This is a genomic window from Streptomyces sp. NPDC127068 (assembly GCF_042724695.1).
Classification (GTDB): Bacteria; Actinomycetota; Actinomycetes; order Streptomycetales; family Streptomycetaceae; genus Streptomyces.
The window spans coordinates 24,719-39,315 of sequence record NZ_JBHXEN010000027.1; the positions used below are offsets into that span (position 1 = coordinate 24,719).

13 protein-coding genes and 1 pseudogene are annotated in these 14,597 nt (G+C 73.2%); 5 read left to right on the plus strand and 9 right to left on the minus strand.

Features of this window, described 5'->3' with window-relative positions; translation table 11 throughout:
* Positions 1-58: 58 nt before the first annotated feature.
* Positions 59-760, minus strand: coding sequence for a DUF899 domain-containing protein (locus ACFWIA_RS18550; protein ID WP_387006118.1), 702 nt, complete (start codon positions 758-760; stop codon positions 59-61).
* Positions 761-830: 70 nt separating this feature from the next.
* A complete protein-coding gene (locus ACFWIA_RS18555; protein WP_387006120.1) occupies positions 831-2,141 on the minus strand; it encodes a cytochrome P450 in 1,311 nt (436 codons plus the stop codon).
* A gap of 166 nt (positions 2,142-2,307) precedes the next feature.
* Between ACFWIA_RS18555 and ACFWIA_RS18560 the strand changes: the two genes are divergently transcribed.
* The gene (locus tag ACFWIA_RS18560) at positions 2,308-2,712 is read left to right on the plus strand and encodes a RidA family protein (RefSeq protein WP_387006122.1); all 405 of its coding nucleotides are present in this window, start codon (positions 2,308-2,310) and stop codon (positions 2,710-2,712) included.
* Here ACFWIA_RS18560 and ACFWIA_RS18565 read toward each other — a convergent pair.
* Both ACFWIA_RS18565 and ACFWIA_RS18570 read right to left on the minus strand, forming a co-directional pair.
* Positions 2,687-2,884 (minus strand): annotated as a pseudogene (locus ACFWIA_RS18565) (uracil-DNA glycosylase family protein); the annotation flags it as partial. The gene ACFWIA_RS18560 and the pseudogene ACFWIA_RS18565 overlap by 26 nt on opposite strands.
* 34 nt (positions 2,885-2,918) lie before the next feature.
* Positions 2,919-4,454, minus strand: a complete 1,536-nt coding sequence (locus ACFWIA_RS18570) for a YfcC family protein (RefSeq protein WP_387006124.1) — start codon at positions 4,452-4,454, stop codon at positions 2,919-2,921.
* A 217-nt stretch (positions 4,455-4,671) separates the two neighbouring features.
* On the opposite strand from ACFWIA_RS18570, the gene ACFWIA_RS18575 reads away from it, so the two are divergent.
* Positions 4,672-5,277, plus strand: a complete 606-nt coding sequence (locus ACFWIA_RS18575; protein ID WP_387006125.1) for an RNA-binding S4 domain-containing protein — start codon at positions 4,672-4,674, stop codon at positions 5,275-5,277.
* A 37-nt stretch (positions 5,278-5,314) separates the two neighbouring features.
* Here the strand turns inward: ACFWIA_RS18575 and ACFWIA_RS18580 are convergent, their stop codons facing one another.
* A complete protein-coding gene (locus ACFWIA_RS18580) occupies positions 5,315-6,325 on the minus strand; it encodes an acyltransferase domain-containing protein (RefSeq protein WP_387006128.1) in 1,011 nt (336 codons plus the stop codon).
* Positions 6,326-6,510: 185 nt separating this feature from the next.
* Between ACFWIA_RS18580 and ACFWIA_RS18585 the strand changes: the two genes are divergently transcribed.
* Positions 6,511-6,771 (plus strand): DUF6343 family protein, encoded by a 261-nt coding sequence (locus ACFWIA_RS18585; RefSeq protein WP_387006131.1) that lies wholly within the window; start codon positions 6,511-6,513, stop codon positions 6,769-6,771.
* A 37-nt stretch (positions 6,772-6,808) separates the two neighbouring features.
* Here ACFWIA_RS18585 and ACFWIA_RS18590 read toward each other — a convergent pair whose 3' ends face one another.
* The 4 genes from ACFWIA_RS18590 to rpsA all read right to left on the minus strand — a co-directional run bounded on the left by ACFWIA_RS18590 (position 6,809) and on the right by rpsA (position 10,583).
* On the minus strand, positions 6,809-7,189 hold the full coding sequence (locus tag ACFWIA_RS18590) for a tetratricopeptide repeat protein (RefSeq protein WP_387006134.1): 381 nt from the start codon (positions 7,187-7,189) through the stop codon (positions 6,809-6,811).
* An 88-nt stretch (positions 7,190-7,277) separates the two neighbouring features.
* Positions 7,278-7,880, minus strand: coding sequence for a dephospho-CoA kinase (gene coaE, locus ACFWIA_RS18595; RefSeq protein WP_387006136.1), 603 nt, complete (start codon positions 7,878-7,880; stop codon positions 7,278-7,280).
* 44 nt (positions 7,881-7,924) lie between these two features.
* Positions 7,925-8,863: a PAC2 family protein gene (locus tag ACFWIA_RS18600; protein WP_387006139.1), complete on the minus strand. Its 939-nt coding sequence runs from the start codon at positions 8,861-8,863 to the stop codon at positions 7,925-7,927.
* Positions 8,864-9,086: 223 nt separating this feature from the next.
* The gene (gene rpsA, locus ACFWIA_RS18605; RefSeq protein ID WP_385485442.1) at positions 9,087-10,583 is read right to left on the minus strand and encodes a 30S ribosomal protein S1; all 1,497 of its coding nucleotides are present in this window, start codon (positions 10,581-10,583) and stop codon (positions 9,087-9,089) included.
* A gap of 238 nt (positions 10,584-10,821) precedes the next feature.
* On the opposite strand from rpsA, the gene ACFWIA_RS18610 reads away from it, so the two are divergent.
* Together ACFWIA_RS18610 and hrpB are read left to right on the plus strand one after the other, a co-directional pair.
* Complete coding sequence (locus ACFWIA_RS18610; RefSeq protein WP_387006142.1) at positions 10,822-11,829, plus strand: methyltransferase domain-containing protein; 1,008 nt, start codon at positions 10,822-10,824, stop codon at positions 11,827-11,829.
* A gap of 128 nt (positions 11,830-11,957) precedes the next feature.
* Entirely contained in the window at positions 11,958-14,558 is a 2,601-nt protein-coding gene (gene hrpB / locus ACFWIA_RS18615) for an ATP-dependent helicase HrpB (RefSeq protein ID WP_387006145.1), read from the plus strand.
* The last annotated feature ends 39 nt before the right edge of the window (positions 14,559-14,597 follow it).

Here is a 14,597-nt window from a genome sequence, read left to right on the forward strand (position 1 = left end):
GACCTCTGACCCCCGACCCCTGGCCACTGGGCCACCCCTCCGTCGCCCGTCCGCGGCGTCAGTCCTCGTACTCGTCGTGGTACCGCAGCCAGCCCCCGGCGTCCCGGGCCCCGCGGCCCAGCCCGCGCCCCCGGGGTTCCTCCCACTCCTCCTGCCGGCCGAGCGCGGTCAGGTCGAGGAGGCTCGCCGTCGACCCGAGTCCGTCGAGACCGCGTTCCGTGGTCGAGTAGGTGTGGAACAGCCGCTCCCCGTGCCGCAGGAAGCAACTCACCCCGGACCGTTCGACGGGCCGGCCGCCCTCCCACACCGTGGCGCCGAAATCGGTGTTGAAGTCGGTGTCGAGGTCGCACCGGCCCGACGAGTACCACGGCACCGCCCAGCCCATCCGCGCCTGGAACGGCAGGATGCGGGTGAACGCGGCCCGGGACACCGCGACGAAGGCCGTGCCGCGCGCCCTGAGGTGGGCCAGGTTCCCGATCTGGTCGAGGAAGGCGGAGCAGCCGACGCACCCCGACTCCCACTCGGGGGCGAACATGAAGTGCAGGACGATGAGCTGGTCCCGGTCCTCGAAGAGGTCCCGCAGCGTCAACGCCCCGTCGGCGCCGTCGAAGACGTACTCCGTGCGCACCTCGACCATCGGCAGTCTGCGCCGCTCCGCGTTGAGCGCGTCCCGCGCGCGGGTGACGGCCTTCTCCTTGGCCAACAGGTCCTCCCGCGCACTCACCCACTCCGCTCGCGTGACGATCTGCGGAAACGACATCGTTCCTCCTCCGGACGGCGACGGCTGTGCGGGGTGGACCGTGCGGAGGACCGGAACTCATCGGCGGGGCTCAGAATCTGACGGGCAGTTCCCGCACGCCCCTGTTCCGCAGGGTGCGCCGGCGCGGCAGGGAGTCCGGATCGACGTCCAGGGCGAGCCCCGGCAGGCGTGCGAAGAGGACCGCGAGGGCGACCTCCGCCTCCAACCGGGCGAGCGAGGCACCCAGGCAGTAGTGGATGCCGTGGCCGAGGGCCAGCTGACCCGAGGCGTCCCGGGACAGGTCGAGCCGGTCGGCGTCGGGGAAGCGGTCCGGGTCCCGGTTCGCCGACGCCAGGCAGAGGAACACCGTCTCCCCCGCCCCGACGGTGACCCCGGCGATCCGTACGTCCTCGGTGGGGAACCGGCGGATGGCGAGCAGTGCGGGAGTGTCGTAGCGGGTCAGCTCCTCGACCGCGGCGGGCCAGCGCGCGGGGTCGGCGCGCAGTGCGGCGTGCGCCTCGGGGTGGGTCAGCAGGGCGAGGGCGGCGTTGCCGATGAGGTGGACGGCGTTCTCGTAGCCGGCGAAGTGGATGAGGAAGGCCAGCGAGACCAGTTCGTCCTCGGTGAGTCGGCCGTCCGCTGCGGCCCCGGACGGGTCGGACGGCGACGGTTCGGCGGTCTCGTCGCGGACGGCGACGAGGTCGGACAGCAGGTCGTCGCCGGGGGCGCGGCGCTTGTCGGCAACGAGTCCGGTGTAGAAGCGCAGCATCGCCCCCATCGTCTCCTTCGCGGCGACCGGGTCGGGGCGCTCCGGGCCGAGCAGTGTCGCGGTCCAGCTCCGGAAGTCGCGCCGGTCGCCCTCCGGGACCCCCAGCAGGTCGCCGATGACGGTGAGCGGCAACGGCCCCGCGTACCCGGCGACGAGGTCGACCCGGCCGGTGGAGCCGAAACCGTCGACCAGGGCGTGCGCCGCGCGTCGGATCGGCTCCCGGAGCCGCTCGATCCGGCGCGGGGTGAAGGCGCGCGCCACGAGACGGCGGATGCGGGTGTGGTCGGGAGGGTCCATGTTCAGGAGGTTGGCGTCGAGCGCGGGCGGCAGCCGGAAGCCGTGGTAACCGCCCGGCAGGGCGTTCTCCTTGTCGAGCGAGAGCCGGGGGTCCGCGAGCCCGGACCGCACGTCCTCGTAGCGGGTGACGAGCCAGGCGGGGGTGCCGTCGGGTCCGGTGATCCGGTGGACGGGCGCGGTGGCGCGCAGGGCCGCGTAGGCGGTGAAGGGGTCGTCGAGCAGCCGGTCCGCGGGGTCCCGGGGGACGCGACCGGCGCCCCGGACGGGGCAAGGGTCCGGGGCCGGCGGGAGCTCGTCGGAGGGTTCCGGACGCGGGTGCGCGGAAGTGGTGACCATGGGCGGCAAGCCTAGGCGCGGACGGCCGGTGGGGCGGACGGGTCGGGGCAGGAGGAAGGCCGCGTTCCGATAATCGGATGCGGGAACCCGGACGGGCGTCACATGATCGTGCCTGGTACGTCCCGCCCCGACCGGGTGCGGGGCCCGCGTCCGACCGAGGAGACCCATGATCCGTCGTGTCACCGTCCCGTCCCTGTTCACCCCGCCCACCTACGCGCACGCCTCCGTGGTGGAGGCCGGCACCCGGCTCGCCTTCCTGTCCGGCTCCGTCCCGTTGGACCCGGCGGGCGAACTCGTCGGCGCCGGCGACGCGGTCCGGCAGACCGAGCAGGTGATCGCGAACCTCGCCGAGCAGGCGAAGGCCGTCGGCGCCGGGCTGGAGGACGTCGCCTACACCGATGTGTACGTGGTCACCGATGCGCACGACACGCTGGACGCGGTCTGGGAGGTGGTCCAGGCGAGCGGTCTGAGTCGCGGCCCGCACTCCTCGACGATCATGGGAGTCACCCTTCTCGGCTATCCCGGCCAGCTCGTGGAGATCACGGCGACGGTGGCGGTGCCCCAGCACTGACCCCGGCCAGGAGCGCCCCCGCCGCGAGCGCGGGCCGGTCGCTGAACATCCGCCCCGTGCGGTTGGCACCGTGCGCGGCGGGGGCGAGGCCCACGAGCAACAGCGCGGCGTCCGGCGGCCCGAACCCGGGGACCGGCCGCGCCCCGTACTCCTGGTCACGATGGGCGGGGCGCCCGCAGCAGACCGACGGCACCGGTCGCAGCGGATCAGCCGAGCACCGCGCCGAGCGCCAGGAACCCGCAGACCAGGACCGCCAGGATCGCCAGCAACGGCCACACGAACCTCAGGTACCGGTCGTACCCGACCTTCGCCAGGGCGACCCCGCCGATGGTGACGGCCGTCGTGGGCACCCAGAGGTTCATCCAGCCGCTGGCCGCCGCCCAGGCCGTGACGACGACCGCCCGGGACACCCCCGCGAAGTCGGCGAGCGGCGCGAGGATCGGCATGGCGAGCGTGGCGTGCCCCGAGCTGGAGGGGATCAGGAACGCCAACGGGAGGTTCACCAGGAAGACGATCACCGCGAACGCGGCGGACGAGGTGCCCGCCACGATCCCCTCGATGGAGTGCAGCACGGTGTCCGTGATCTGCGAGTTGTTCATGATGACCGTGATGCCGCGGGCGAGGACGATGACCAGCGCCGGGGAGAGGAAGTCCGCGGCGCCGCGGACCACGGTGGCGCTCAGCTGCTGCTCGCCCATCCGCGCGACGACCCCGACCAGGACGGCCGCGACGAGGAACAGCGCCGCGAGTTCGGGGAACGACCAGCCGAGCTCCCATCCGTACGGGACCGCGTCCGCGCGCCCGGTGAGTGCGGACGCCCAGGGCACCACCGAGAAGATCATGAAGCTGAAGACCAGGGTGGTGAGCGCGAGGACGGCCCGGTGGGTGCCCGTCAGTTCCGGGACCGCCGCCCCGGGGCCACCGGCCGCGGCGAGCGCCCGGTCACCGGGCAGGAACCCGGACACCGACCGCTCGGGATGCGCACGCACCCGCCGGGCGTACCGGACGACATACGTGATGGTGACGGAGGTGAGCACCACCCACATGACGAACCGCAGCACGATGCCGTCGCCCAGCGAGATCCCGGCGGCGGCGGAGGCGACCCCCGTCGCGAACGGGTTGACGGTGGAACACATCACGCCCACCCCGGCACCGAGGATGATCGTGCCCACGGCCGTCATCCGGTCGTAGCCGAGGGCGAGCACCAGCGGCACCACCAGCCCGTAGAAGCCGAGGGTCTCCTCGGCGAAGCCCTCGACCGTGCCGAGCACCGAGAACACCAGCATGACGCCCGCGATGAGCAACCAGCCCCGGCTCCGCAGTCGGTGCGCGAGCCGTTCGATGCCGCGGTCCAGTGCGCCCGTCACGAAGACGACGGTGATGAACGCGCCGATCGCGAGGACGAAGAGGAAGACACCGGCGCTGCCGAACAACTCGCCCGACAGCTCGGGCCCGACCTGCCCGCTCCGGGGGTCGAGGATGCCGTAGAGGCCGTTGACCGGGGCGAGGAACAGGTCGTTCAGCCGGTCGGCGAGGCTCTGCGAGGCATCGACCCGGTGGTACGTGCCCTGGACCGGGGCGCCCCGCGCGTCACGGTCGTAGGTGCCCGGCGGGATCAGGAAGGTGAGCGCCCAGACGGCGAGGGTGACCAGGACCAGGACCGTCTGGGCGCTGGGGAAGCGGAACCCGGGGCGGGGCTCCTGCGCCGGGTCCGGTTCGGCCTCGGGGGTCCGGGTGGTCATGGGCCGCCCCCGGGGGCGGCGGTCGTGGCCTCGGTGTGCACGGGACGCGCTCCCTCCCGGTGGCGCACCGCCAGGTGGCTGTCGAAGGACCGGACCGAGGTCCGGCGGGCGGCTGGATGCCAGGATTCCGGGACCCCCGCCCCGTTGCACCCCGGGGTGGGCCGCTCGGGCGGAATATCCACGGCGTCCGGGGCACGCACCGGGCTAAGGTCGGGGCATGGCTTCTGATCTGGCGGACGGCCCCCCTCCCCCGGCCGCACCGGGTTCCTCTCGCCCGGCCGCACCGGGCTCCTCCTCCGACGCCGGGACGGACGACCCCGGTGGCCCCGGGGACGCGGACGCGAGCACCGAGCGCGGAAGCACCGGGCCCGTGGTGGCCCCCGACCCCGCGCAGGGCAGCGTCCGGGTGGACAGCTGGATCTGGTCGGTGCGCCTGGTGAAGAGCCGGTCCCTGGCGGCTGCCGCATGCCGGGGCGGCCATGTCCGGGTCAACGGCGAGCGGGTGAAGCCGGCCCACGGGGTGCGCGTCGGCGACGAGGTGCGGCTGCGGCACGCGGGGCGCGAGCGGATCGTGATCGTCAAGCGCGTCCTCCGCAAGCGGGTCGGTGCGCCCGTGGCCGTCGAGGCCTACGTCGACAACAGCCCGCCGCCCCCGCCGCGCGAGGCCGTGGCCGTCGCCGGTGTGCGGGACCGCGGCACCGGTCGGCCGACCAAGCGGGACCGCAGGGACATGGAGCGCCTGCGCAGCACCGGGGGCCTGGGCATCACCCGGGGCCCGGAAGAGCCGACGGGCTTCGGCCGGGGCCGCGCGAGCGAGCGCTGAGCACCCGGGCACCGGAGTCCACCGGACCCGTCCGGCGTCACAGCGGGAACCAGCCCCGCCCGTGGTACCAGTGCCCGCCGGACCTGAGGTGGTCACCGATCGCCCGCTCGACGGAGGTGCGCCGGGGCAGCTCCTCCCACGGCACCGTGGGATCGCCGAAGACGAAGGCCACGGGGCTGCGGTCATCGGGCTCGCCGTCGGGCGGACCCAGCCGGAACCGCTCCTGGAACCGCACGATGTTCGACCCGGGTCGCAGCCGGGCCTTGAGCTGCGGGTCCAGCAGCCAGGAGGAGCAGGCCGCGGTGCGGTACTGCTCTTCGGGGTAGTGGCGTGCGAAGAAGGAGCGCGCCCGTTGCAGGGACCGGTCACAGGCGTCCGGTGACAACGGCCCCCGGAAGTCGGGGATGTGGAGACTCGCGCAGAGGTCGGTGGGGCCACCGGCCAAGCCGGCCTCGATGACGAGCGGGGCGAGCCCTTCGAGCAGGTGCGTCCGTTGGAACTGGAGCCGTCCCAGTTGGTAGAGCTCGCCGCGGAAGGCGAGCGAGGGCCAGCCGGGCGGGGTCGTTCCGGTCTCCCCGTGCCGGCGGCGGTGGACGGCGATCTGACGCCCCAGGTCGGCGAGGGAGGCGCGGGAGACCTCGTCCTCGATGCCGCGGGCCCGGTGCAGCGCACGGGTGTGCGGGAGCGCCGCCAGATAGACGAAGATCGGGAAGCAGCGTCCGAGGGGGTCGTCCCCGGTCGGCAGGGTCTGCGGCGCGATGCCCTCGCCGATCTCGTCCGGGCGGTGCAGCAGCCCGGCGACGGCCCGCTCCAGCAGGAGCCGCGCACTCGGCTCCCGGTCGAAGCGGTCGCGCAGCGCCAGGAGCTCGGCCAGCGCTTCGTGGGGCACGGCGAGTTCCAGCAGGACGTCGGGGAGGTCGTCGACGGCCGGCAGTTCCACCCGGACGGGCGTGATGCCCGGGGCTTCCAGTGCCGCCAGCCACCGGGCGGACCGCTCGTCCGTGCGCGCCGCTTCGTCCAGCGGTGTCGTCCCCCGCTCCGCTGCCATGAACGTCCCCTGTCGTCGCGCGCCGGCTTCGGCACCGCGGGAAGGCCCGCTGCCCCGTGCCCCGTGCCCCGTTCAACGGGTTGCCCGCACGAGAAGTGCCCGGACATCACCGTACGTGTGCACCCGGCTCGCCGTCGGCACCGGGCGGCACGGGAGTACCGTGCAGATGAGGAGGGTGTTGGGCGATGCGTACGGGCAGTGAGCCGATGACCGCGCGCAGTCCGCTGCGCATGCGTTTCTGGCTGAGCCTGTGGGGGATGGTCTGGGCGCTCGCCGGCACGGTCGCCTTCGCCTGGGTGGGCCGACCCGGTTGGGCCGCGGCCTGCGCGGTGCTGTGGCTAGTCACCGTGGTCGACATGGTCGTGATCGTCCGCCACATCCGGCAGGGCCCGCACTACCAACCGGGCCGGGACGTCCCGCCCTACCCACCGCCCTCGGAGCGTTGACGCCGTGGAGGTGCTCAAGCCTCCGATGCGGGCGGCGTCAGTCGTCGAAACGGGCCGCGGCCGTGTACTCGGGGTTGGGGTCCAACGCCGCCGCGAGCCTGAAGTGCCGCAGCGCCTGCTCGGGGCGACCCGCCCGCTCGTAGGTCCGGGCGAGCGCGAAGTGGGCGAAGGCGTTGTCGGGTTCGCGCTCCAGCACGATGGTGAACTCCAGTTCGGCGGGCCTGAGCTGGGCCGCGGCGAAGAAGGCCCGCGCCCGCAGCAGCCTGGCCGCGGTGTTCTCCGGATGGGCGGCGATGACCCGGTCCAGCAGCTTCACAGCTCCCCTGGGGTCGCGCGCGGCGAGGAGTTGCTCGGCGGCGCGGAAATCGATGACATGCGTCTCCGGGCTTCGTCCGGGTGATCCACTACGCTCGGGCACGCTCCATCCCTTCCCCTCGTTCACCGGTTCAACGCCCTTTGTGGCCGGTGTCATTCCCCGTCGGCGTTCCCTCCGACCGCCACCCGCGCTACCCGGTGGCCGCGCGACGGAGCAGTTCCTCCCACACCTGCGCCACCCGCTCCCCCAGTTCGTCCCGCGACACGTCGTTGTCGATCACGATGTCGGCGACGGCGAGGCGCTGTTCGCGAGTGGCCTGGGCGGCCATCCGGGCGCGGGCGTCCGCCTCGCTCATGCCGCGCAGCCGCACCAAACGGTCCACCTGCGTCTGCGGCGCCACGTCGACCACGATCACCAGGTCGTAGAGGTCCGCCAAGCCGTTCTCCGTGAGCAGGGGGACGTCCTGCACCACGACCGCGTCCTCGGGCGCCGTGGCCTTCAGTTCGGCGGACCGCTCCCGGACGAGGGGGTGCACGATGCCGTTGAGCACGGCCAACTCCTCGGGGTCCGCGAAGACGATCGCGCCCAGGGCGGCCCGGTCGAGGGAGCCGTCCGCGGCGAGCACGTCCCGGCCGAAGGCCGCCACCACGGCGGCGAGACCGGGGGTCCCCGGTTCGACCACCTCCCGGGCGATCCGGTCCGCGTCGATCAGGACCGCGCCGTGCCCCACGAGGAGCCGCGCCACCTCGCTCTTACCGGCTCCGATGCCCCCGGTCAGGCCCACTGTCAGCATGAGCGCAGCTTAGAGGGAGGGTGCGAGGGGACGCGGGGCCCGGGTCAGCCCTCGCCCTCGCGCTCCGCGAGGAAACGCTCGAACTCCAAGCCGATCTCGTCGGCGGACGGGATCTCCGTCGGCTCCGCCAGCATGTTGCCCCGGCTCTCGGCTCCGGCAGCGGCGTCGTACTGGTGCTCAAGGCCCTGCACCAGGCTGGTGAGTTCCTCGTCGCCCTCGCGGATCTGTCGGTCGATCTCGGTCTGGGTGCGGTGCGCCTCGGTGCGCAGGGCGTGCGCGACGCCCGGCAGCACGAGTCCGGTGGCGGAGGTGATGGCTTCGAGGACGGTGAGGGCGGCGTCCGGGTACGGGGAGCGGGCGATGTAGTGCGGCACGTGCGCGGCGACGCCGAGCACGTCGTGCCCCGCTTCCATCAGCCGGTACTCGACCAGGGATTCGGCGCTTCCGGGCACCTGCGCCTCTTCGAAGGGGCTGCGGTGGCCCGGCACCAGGTCGGTGCGCGAACCGTGCGGGGTGAGCCCGACGGGTCGGGTGTGCGGCACGCCCATGGGGATGCCGTGGAAGTTCACGGCGAGGCGGACGCCGAGGCGTTCGATGATCTGTTGGACCGCGGCGGCGAAGCGTTCCCACTCGACGTCCGGCTCGGGCCCGGCCAGCAACAGGAAGGGCGCTCCCGTGGCGTCCTGGACGAGCCGCACCTCCAAGGCGGGCACCTCGTAGTCCGTCCAACGGTCGCGCTGGAAGGTCAACAAGGGGCGCCGGGCCCGGTAGTCGACCAGCCGGTCGTGGTCGAAGCGGGCGACGACCTGGTGCGGCATCGAGTCGAGGAGTCGTTCGACGATCTGGTCGCCGGTTTCACCCGCGTCGATGTAACCGTCGAAGTGGTAGAGCATCACCAGTCCGGCGGACTCCTGGGCCAGGGCCACGTCGACGACGGCCAGGCCCTTCGGTTCCCACGTGTACAAACCCTGCGGATCAAGCACAGCCGCTCCTCCTCGTGTCCCTCAGTCAGAACACGCTGCGGTACGAAGGAATTCCCGGAGTGACCGTCCGATCGTCCCCGCTCATCCGTCCGTTCGATCACCCGGACACACCCGGGACGGGAGGTACCGGTGGTGCGCGGAGTGCGTCCGGGAACGGCGTCGGGCCCGCACCCCCGAGGGGGTGCGGGCCCGACGTCAGCGGCTAGCGCCTAGTGGTTGAGCCTCAGCTCTGGCCACCGGCGAGCTTCTCACGGAGCGCGGCGAGCGCCTCGTCGGAAGCCAGGGCACCGGAGTTGTCCGCGGACTCCGAGGAGTACGAACCGCCCGTGCTCGCGGCCTGGGCGGCGATGGCCTCGCCACCCTCGGCAGCAGCCTGCTCGTCGGCCTCGCGGGACTTGATGACCTGGGCCTGGTGCTGCTCGAAGCGGGTCTGCGCCTCCGCGTACTGGCGCTCCCACTCCTCGCGCTGCTTCTCGTACCCCTCCAACCAGTCGTTGGTCTCGGGGTCGAAGCCCTCGGGGTAGATGTAGTTGCCCTGGTCGTCGTAGGACGCGGCCATGCCGTACAGGGTCGGGTCGAACTCGACCGCGGCCGGGTCGGCGCCGAAGGACTCGTTGGCCTGCTTCAGCGAGAGGCTGATGCGACGGCGCTCAAGGTCGATGTCGATGACCTTGACGAAGATCTCGTCGTTGACCTGGACGACCTGCTCCGGGATCTCCACGTGGCGCTCGGCCAGCTCGGAGATGTGGACCAGGCCCTCGATGCCCTCGTCCACGCGGACGAACGCACCGAACGGAACGAGCTTGGTGACCTTGCCGGGGACGACCTGACCGATCTGGTGCGTCCGGGCGAACTGCTGCCACGGGTCTTCCTGCGTCGCCTTGAGCGACAGGGAGACGCGCTCGCGGTCCATGTCCACGTCGAGGACCTCGACGGTGACTTCCTGACCGACCTCGACGACCTCGGAGGGGTGGTCGATGTGCTTCCAGGACAGCTCGGAGACGTGGACGAGACCGTCGACGCCACCCAGGTCCACGAAGGCACCGAAGTTGACGATCGAGGAAACGACGCCGGAGCGGACCTGACCCTTCTGGAGGGTCGTGAGGAAGGTCTGGCGGACCTCGGACTGGGTCTGCTCCAGCCAGGCACGGCGGGACAGGACCACGTTGTTGCGGTTCTTGTCCAGCTCGATGATCTTCGCCTCGAGCTCCTTGCCGACGTACGGCTGGAGGTCGCGGACGCGGCGCATCTCGACCAGGGAGGCCGGGAGGAAGCCACGGAGGCCGATGTCAAGGATGAGACCACCCTTGACGACCTCGATGACGGTACCGGTGACGATGCCGTCCTCTTCCTTGATCTTCTCGATCGTGCCCCAAGCGCGCTCGTACTGGGCGCGCTTCTTCGAGAGGATCAGGCGGCCTTCCTTGTCCTCCTTCTGAAGGACAAGGGCTTCGATCTCGTCGCCGACCTTGACGACCTCGTTCGGGTCGACGTCGTGCTTGATCGAGAGCTCTCGGCTCGGGATGACACCTTCGGTCTTGTAACCGATGTCGAGCAGGACCTCGTCCCGGTCGACCTTCACGATGACGCCGTCGACGATGTCGCCGTCGTTGAAGTACTTGATCGTCTCGTCGATCGCGGCGAGGAAGGCTTCCTCGTTACCGATGTCGTTGACCGCTACCTGCGGGGTGGTGGCGGTGGTCTCGGTGCTGCTCGTCATGTGGGAAAGGGCTCCGGTACGGACATTGAAGTCGTAGGTACTGCTACGCCGGGAGCCGTTGTCGCTCTGCAGAAGCCGGACAGCCTGGGAAGCGCGGGCCCGCTCCCCCTGACGGGAGAACGGAACGCACCTCGAAAACCGAGGGGACATACAACAGACGCGAGCGCAGCCTGCTAGGTCTGAGGAGCGCAGGCTCGCAGCGCAACTTGTAGCATACGGGGGCAGCCGGACAGGGTCAATGCGCGAAGGCGCACACCCGGGGCGGATCGCCGCATACCCGGCGCAAGAACTGCCGCGAGAGGCCGCGGAGAACGCATCCGGCCACCCGACGGCGACTCCCGGCCGGACACCCGGACGGGGGTCGGGTCGACGGACGGACGCGGGACGCGCCCCCGGCGATTCACGGAAGAGTACGACGAGGGAGCCGATCATCCAAGAGGCCGAACAGCCCGAGCCGGAAGCCACTCGGCGCACCGCATCGGGCACGGAGAGCAGCCGCGCGAACCGCGGCTGGTGGGACCGCAACGCCGACGAGTACCAGAGTGACCACGGCGCGTTCCTGGGGGACGGGAGGTTCGTCTGGGGGCCCGAGGGGTTGGACGAGGCCGATGCCCGGCTGCTGGGCCCGGCGGGCGCGCTGGAGGGTCGGGACGTCCTGGAGATCGGTGCCGGCGCGGCCCAGTGCGCGCGCTGGCTCGCGGAGCAGGGGGCGCGGCCGGTGGCGCTGGACCTGTCGCACCGGCAGCTGCAGCACGCGCTGCGGATCGGTGCGGACGGCATCGCCATGGTCGAGGCGGACGCCGGGGCCCTGCCCTTCCGGGACGGGTCCTTCGACCTGGCGTGCTCCGCGTACGGTGCGCTGCCGTTCGTCGCGGACCCGGTGCGGGTGCTGCGGGAGGTGCGGCGGGTGCTGCGGCCCGGCGGGCGGTTCGTGTTCTCGGTGACGCACCCGATCCGCTGGGCGTTCCCGGACGAGCCGGGTCCCGAGGGGCTGTCGGTGGCCGCCTCCTACTTCGACCGCACGCCGTACGTGGAGCAGGGCGAGGACGGCGAGGCGGTGTACGTCGAGCACCACCGGACGGTGGGCGACCGGGTGCGGGACGTGGTGGCCGGCGGGTTCCGACTGGTGGACCTCGTGGAGCCCGAGTGGCCGCTGTGGAACCGCGAGGAGTGGGGCGGTTGGTCACCGCTGCGGGGGCAGCTGATCCCCGGAACGGCGATCTTCGTCTGCGAACGGCACGAGTGACGCGGGTGCGCTCCGCACGTCCGGGGAAGTCAGCTCCGCACGTCCGCGTAAGTCATACGATCCGCTGATCCGACCCTGCCTGTGGATAACGGGACGCACCGGTCCCGACGAAGCAGCACACTGACCGCATGATCCGAACCGACGCACTCGACCGACTCCCGGTACGCGAAGCCGTTCCGGCCCTGCTGTCCGCCCTGGAGGCCCAGGGCACCGCGGTGCTCTGCGCGCCTCCCGGGACCGGCAAGACGACCCTGGTGCCGCTGGCGCTCGCGGGACTCGCGGGGTACGAGGGCGTCGGGGACGGCGGGGCGCCCCGCCGGGTGCTCGTCGCGGAGCCGCGACGGATCGCGGCGCGGGCCGCGGCACGCCGGATGGCGTGGCTGCTCGGGGAGCAGCCCGGCGAGAGCGTCGGCTTCACGGTGCGCGGGGAGCGGGTGGTGGGCCGGCGGACCCGGGTCGAGGTGGTCACGACCGGGGTCCTCCTCCAGCGCCTCCAGCGGGACCAGGAGTTGGCGGGGGTGGACGCCGTGGTCCTGGACGAGTGCCACGAACGGCACCTGGACGCGGACACGGCCGCCGCGTTCCTCCTCGACGTCCGGGGCACCCTCCGCCCCGACCTGCGCCTGGTGGCCGCTTCGGCGACGACCGACGCGCGCGGGTGGGCCGAGCTGATGGGCGGGGCGCCGGTGATCGAGACGGCCGGCACCTCCCATCCGGTGGACGTGGTGTGGGCACCCCCGCCCCGGGTGGTGCGTCCTGCGCACGGCATGCGCGTCGACCCGGCGATGCTGACGCACGTCGCGTCCGTGGTGCGCCGCGCACTGGCCGAGCGGGCGGGGGACGTCCTGTGTTTCCTCCCCGGGGTCGGTGAGATCGCGCGGGTCGCGGGCCAGTTGGCGGACTTCGCGGAGCAGAGCGACACGGAGGTCCTCCAGGTGCACGGGCGGGCGCCGGCCGGAGTGCAGGACGCGGTGCTGGCCGGTGGGTCCCGACGCCGGGTGGTCCTCGCGACGTCGGTGGCGGAGTCGAGTCTGACGGTGCCGGGCGTGCGGGTCGTGGTCGACTCGGGTCTGGCCCGGGAACCGCGGACGGACCACGCCCGGGGCCTCGGCTCCCTGACGACCGTGCGGGCGTCCCGGGCCGCGGCCCGACAGCGGGCGGGCCGGGCGGGGCGGGAGGCACCGGGCACGGTGTACCGCTGTTGGTCGCCGGCGGAGCACGACCGCTTGCCCCCGTTCCCCGCACCCGAGATCAAGGTGGCCGAACTGACCGCGTTCGCGCTCCAGGCCGCGGTGTGGGGCGATCCGGACGCGACCGGGCTGGCCCTGTTGGACGCCCCGCCGGCGGGCGCGATGGCCGCGGCCCGGTCGGTGCTGACGACGATCGGCGCGGTGGACGCGGCATCCGGGCGGGTCACCGCACGCGGCCTCCGGCTGGCGCGGGTCGGAGTGCACCCCCGGCTCGGGCGGGCACTGCTGGACGGGGCGGCCGAGGTCGGTGGGCGCCGCGCGGCCGAGGTGGTGGCCCTGCTGAGCGAGGAGCCTCCCCGGGAGTACGGGGACGACCTCGCCGCGGTGTGGCGCTCCGCGCGACGCGGCGGCGACGGGTACGCGGCCCGGTGGCGCTCGGAGGTGCGCCGGCTGACGGCCGCCCTGGACGGGGCGGGACCCTCGGCCGGAGCCGGGACGGGACCCGGGGCCGTGCCGACGGGGCAGGGGGACGCGCCGAACGACTCGCCGGCCGACGACCGGGACCGGGCCGGTGGCCTGGTGGTGGCGCTGGCGTTCCCCGAACGGTTGGCGCGCGAGCGGGGCGAGGGCGAGGGCGACTACCGGATGGTGTCGGGGACCCGTGCCGAGTTGGGTGGCGGTTCGGCCCTGCGGGGCGTCCCGTGGTTGGCGGTGGCGGTCGCGGACCGTCCGGCGGGCGCCGGGCACGCCCGGGTGCGACTGGCCGCCGTCGTGGACGAGGACGTCGCCCGCCGGGCCGCCGGGTCCCTGCACACGGAGGGCGCGGAGGTCGCCTGGTCCGAGGGGGACCTGATCGCCCGGCGGGTGGAACGGCTGGGGGCGGTGGAACTGACGGTGCGTCCGCTGCGGGACCCCGAACCCGAGCTGGTCCGGGAGGCCCTGCTCCAGGGACTGCGCCGGGAGGGGCTCGGGCTGCTGCGGTGGGACCGGGACGCGTTCGTACTGCGGCAGCGCCTGGCGTTCCTGCACCGGACGGTGGGCGGGGACTGGCCCGAGGTGTCCGACGAGGCGCTGCTCGCCCGGGCCGACGAGTGGCTGGAGCCCGAGCTGGGACGGGCCCGGGGTCGGGCGCAGCTCGCTCGGATCGACGCGGGGCAGGCGCTCACCCGGCTGCTGCCGTGGGCGAGCGGCGAGGCGGCCCGGCTCGACGCGCTGGCACCGGAGCGGATCGAGGTGCCCAGTGGTTCCCGCATCCGGGTGGACTACGCGGACCCCGAACGTCCCGTGTTGGCCGTGAAGTTGCAGGAGATGTTCGGGCTGGCGCGGACACCGGAGGTGGCGGGGGTGCCGCTGCTGGTGCACCTGTTGTCCCCCGCGGGACGACCGGCTGCGGTGACCGCCGACCTCGCCTCGTTCTGGACGGAGGGGTACCGCGCGGTGCGGGCCGAGCTGCGGGGGCGGTACCCCAAGCACCCGTGGCCGGAGGACCCGGCGGGGGCCCGGCCCACCCGGCACACCAAGGCGCGGGCCGGGAGCTGAACGACGCGCCTCCCCCGGGCGGTGCCGCCCGGCCGGATG